The sequence below is a fragment of the Kitasatospora sp. NPDC091257 genome (genome assembly GCF_044757675.1).
Taxonomy (GTDB): domain Bacteria; phylum Actinomycetota; class Actinomycetes; order Streptomycetales; family Streptomycetaceae; genus Kitasatospora; species Kitasatospora lactacystinica.
Genome location: NZ_JBIVVI010001027.1, coordinates 1 through 3,317, shown reverse-complemented (window position 1 = coordinate 3,317; position 3,317 = coordinate 1). Strand labels below are relative to the sequence as shown.

General features: G+C 74.3%; 3 protein-coding genes and 1 pseudogene. 2 read left to right on the top strand and 2 right to left on the bottom strand.

Features of this window, described 5'->3' with window-relative positions; genetic code table 11:
* Positions 1-17: 17 nt before the first annotated feature.
* Complete coding sequence (locus ACIQOV_RS33820; protein ID WP_359897175.1) at positions 18-464, bottom strand: hypothetical protein; 447 nt, start codon at positions 462-464, stop codon at positions 18-20.
* Between the two features lie 280 nt (positions 465-744).
* Here ACIQOV_RS33820 and ACIQOV_RS33815 point away from each other — a divergent pair, with 280 nt between their 5' ends.
* Entirely contained in the window at positions 745-1,173 is a 429-nt protein-coding gene (locus tag ACIQOV_RS33815) for a PPOX class F420-dependent oxidoreductase (RefSeq protein WP_401054605.1), read from the top strand.
* Positions 1,174-1,265: 92 nt separating this feature from the next.
* On the opposite strand, the gene ACIQOV_RS33810 is transcribed toward ACIQOV_RS33815, so the two are convergent.
* Positions 1,266-2,057, bottom strand: coding sequence for a putative protein N(5)-glutamine methyltransferase (locus ACIQOV_RS33810; protein ID WP_401054603.1), 792 nt, complete (start codon positions 2,055-2,057; stop codon positions 1,266-1,268).
* Between the two features lie 378 nt (positions 2,058-2,435).
* Here ACIQOV_RS33810 and ACIQOV_RS33805 point away from each other — a divergent pair.
* A pseudogene (locus ACIQOV_RS33805) lies at positions 2,436-3,317 on the top strand (hypothetical protein); the annotation flags it as partial.

The following is a 3,317-nucleotide window of genomic DNA, read 5'->3' as shown; positions in this document are numbered from 1 at the left end:
CCCCCGGCCGTCCGGGATCACGGGTGCGCCCCGTCCCCGTACACGCCGCCCGCCCGGTCGGTCAGGCCGGCCATGATCTCCGCGTGGGCGAGGTTCATGAAGTGCAGCGGCCGCCAGCGGGAGCGGTGGTCGGGGTGGTCGCGGAACCGGTCGGCCGTCTCGCACAGCCGCTCCCACCAGATCATGGCGTCCTGGCGCATCCGCTGCGTCCAGCCGGGCTCGTCGTTGCGGCCCTCCAGGACCACCTCCTCCCAGGCCACCAGGACGTCCGAGAGGAAGACGCAGTCGGCGGCGGTGATCTCCGCCAGCCGCTCGGCGGCGAACCGGGCACCGGTGCCCTCGGGTTGGGCCCGGACCAGCTCGCGCATGCGGGCGGCCAGGAAGGCCTGCAGCGGGGTGACGTCGTCGGTGTGGAGGTCGTCGGAGAACTCCAGCAGTTCCACCGGCTTGCGTTCGCGTGCCATCGTGCGGTGTCCCCTCGACTCGGACGGTGCGCATCCACTGACGGGCCGTCACCGTTTTCGCGACCGACCATAGCGGCTCACGCCGGACATCACGGCGGATTCCCGAACCTTCCGCACCGGCCCGCCGGTCCGTGCCATCATGCGCGGCCTCCCGCCCCACCTGCCCGGCGGGCCTCGCCCGGTACGCCCGACGCACCGCACCCCACCCACCCGGCGGACCTCGCCCAACACGCGCGGCGGACCTTGCCCTCACACCGGTGTGAAGGTCGATGATGCTGCCATGACCGCCACTGCTTTCGACCCGTACGCCCTGCTCGCACAGAGCCGCCTCGGCGTCCTCGCCACCATCAAGGCGGACGGCCGCCCGCAGCTCTCCCCCGTCATGCCGTTCTACGACCGGGCGGCGAACGCCATCCTGATCTCCACCCGGGACGGGCTGGCCAAGACGGCCAACCTGCGCCGGGACCCGCGGGCCAGTCTGGAGGTGACCGGGCCGGACGGCCGCTCCTGGGTCACCGCCGAGGGCGTGGCCACCCTGACCGGACCGGGCACCGACCCCGAGGGGCCCGAGGTCGAGGCGCTGGTGGACTACTACCGCCGCGCCGCCGGGGAGCACCCGGACTGGGCGGATTACCGCCAGGCGATGGTCTCCGACCGCCGGGTGCTCCTCACCATCCCGGTCGACCACGTGTACGGCACCCGCATCTGACCGGCTCCGGCCCGGCCGCCGTCACGGGGGAACGGCGGCCGGGCCGGGCCGGCTCAGGACCTCGGGAGAACTCCCCTCGGCAGCCGGGCGGTTCAGCGCAGTGTCGCGGTGACCACCGTGGCGTCCAGGTCCTCCTCCCGGCTCTCCACCGCCGCCAGCCCGGCCGTCCGGGTCACCGCGAGGGCCGCCGACGCCTGCCGCTCGCTGGTCTCGAACAGCAACGACCCGCCGGGCGCCAGCCACCGCGGCGCCTCGGCGACCACCCGCCGCAGCACGTCCAGTCCGTCCGCCCCGCCGTCCAGCGCGGGCCGGGCCTCGTGCAGCCGCGCCTCGGGCGGCAGCAGGCCGAGGTCGCCGGTCGGGACGTAGGGGACGTTGGCGATCAGCACGTCCACCCGGCCGGCCAGTTCCGGGGGCACGGCGGCGAACAGGTCGCCCTCGAAGACCCCCGCCGCGGCGCCGACCAGGTTGCGGCGGGCGCAGCGGACCGCGCCCGGATCGATGTCGGCCGCGTACAGCTCGACCGGGTGCGCGGCCGCGGCCGCCACCGCGGCGCCCAGCGCGCCGCTGCCGCAGCACAGGTCGAGCACCACCGTGCCCGGGGCGGTCAACGCGGTGGCGGCGGAAACCAGGAACTCGCTGCGGCGGCGCGGGACGAAGACGCCCGGGTCGACGGCGATCCGCAGCCCGGCGAACTCGGCCCAGCCGACGACGTGTTCGAGCGGCCGCCCGTCGGCGCGGGAGCGGACCATGGCGGCCAGGTCGGCGGGCGAGGCGGCGGCGGAGAGCAGGATCCGCGCCTCGTCCTCGGCGAACACGCAACCGGCGGCGCGCAGCCGGGAGACCACGGAGGAACGGAGGGAGGCGGAGGAGAAAACCGGCAAGAGAACCCCTTTGGGGACGGGAGGACTGACGACTCCGTCAGGGCTCCCGCGAGGGCCGACACCTCGTCGGCGCGCCGGCCGCGCTATGCGCGCGGGGCGCCGACGCGGCCGCGCTCCGGGAGCACCCGCTCGGACATTCCGGTAATGGGTCTCACCTCCCTGAGTCACGGTCATACTCGGCGTCGGCCACCCTACCGCACCACCGGGCAATGATGATCGGAATGATTCCGAAGGAACCTGCCACACGTCCGGCAATCCCCTCCGACCGTCCACCCGTCGCCGACCACTCCCATGACCCCTCGCTCGTCCGAGCGATTCGATAGGTCCACTGACAGTACTTGGCGATAACGGACCGTAGCGGCCGCGCATAGTAACGCCATGACGAGACAATCCTGCGGACCGTCACGGCTTCGCGCCCGAACGGCCCGCCTCATCAGCGCCGCGGCCACCCTCGGTCTGCTCGGCGCCGGCCTCACCGCCCCGCTCGCCCAGGCCGTCGCCCCCGCCCACCACCCCGCCGCGCCGCTGCCGGAGCGGGTCCGGGCCGTCGGCACGCCCCTGCTCCAGGAGGCCTTCACCGGAGCCACCGCCGACTCGCGCTTCATCGCGGTCGGCTCCGCCTGCCTCACCGGCGCGGCCCCCGCGACGCCCGGGCCGGGCGACCACCCGCTCGGCGGCTGCCCCACCGCCGAGACCGGCCCGGTGCCGCCGCTGAACTCCGCACCGCTCGGCTACCTGCGGATCACCGACGCCGGCAACGACCAGAGCGGCGCGGTGCTCTTCGACCAGGCCCTGCCGGCCGGCAACGGCCTGGACGTGACCTTCGACCAGTGGCAGTACGGCAGCACCACGCCGAACACCCCGGCCGACGGCATCTCCTTCTTCCTCGTGAACGGGGACGTCTCGCTCACCCACCCCGGCGCCTTCGGCGGCAGCCTCGGCTACGCGCAGAAGCTGCCCGACGACAACCCGAACCTCACCTTCCTGCCCGGCGTCGACCGCGGCTACCTGGGCGTCGGTCTCGACGTGCTCGGCAACTACTTCGGCGACTGGGAGCAGCGCGGCAACGGCTGCGCCCAGCGCTCCCCCGCCGGTACGAGCTTCCGCATCCCCGCGCCCGGCGCCAACATGGTCACCGTCCGCGGCCCCGGCGACGACACCACCGGCTACTGCTTCCTGACCGCGACGACCAGCAACTTCACCACCAACGGCCCCTGGCCCTCCACCCTGCCCGGCACGCTCCAGGGCACGCTCACCACC

Excerpts from the sequence above, each read along its gene's own strand:
- ACIQOV_RS33820 (WP_359897175.1), bottom strand. The coding sequence starts at position 464 with ATGGCACGCGAACGCAAGCCGGTGGAACTGCTGGAGTTCTCCGACGAC.
- ACIQOV_RS33815 (WP_401054605.1), top strand. The coding sequence starts at position 745 with ATGACCGCCACTGCTTTCGACCCGTACGCCCTGCTCGCACAGAGCCGC.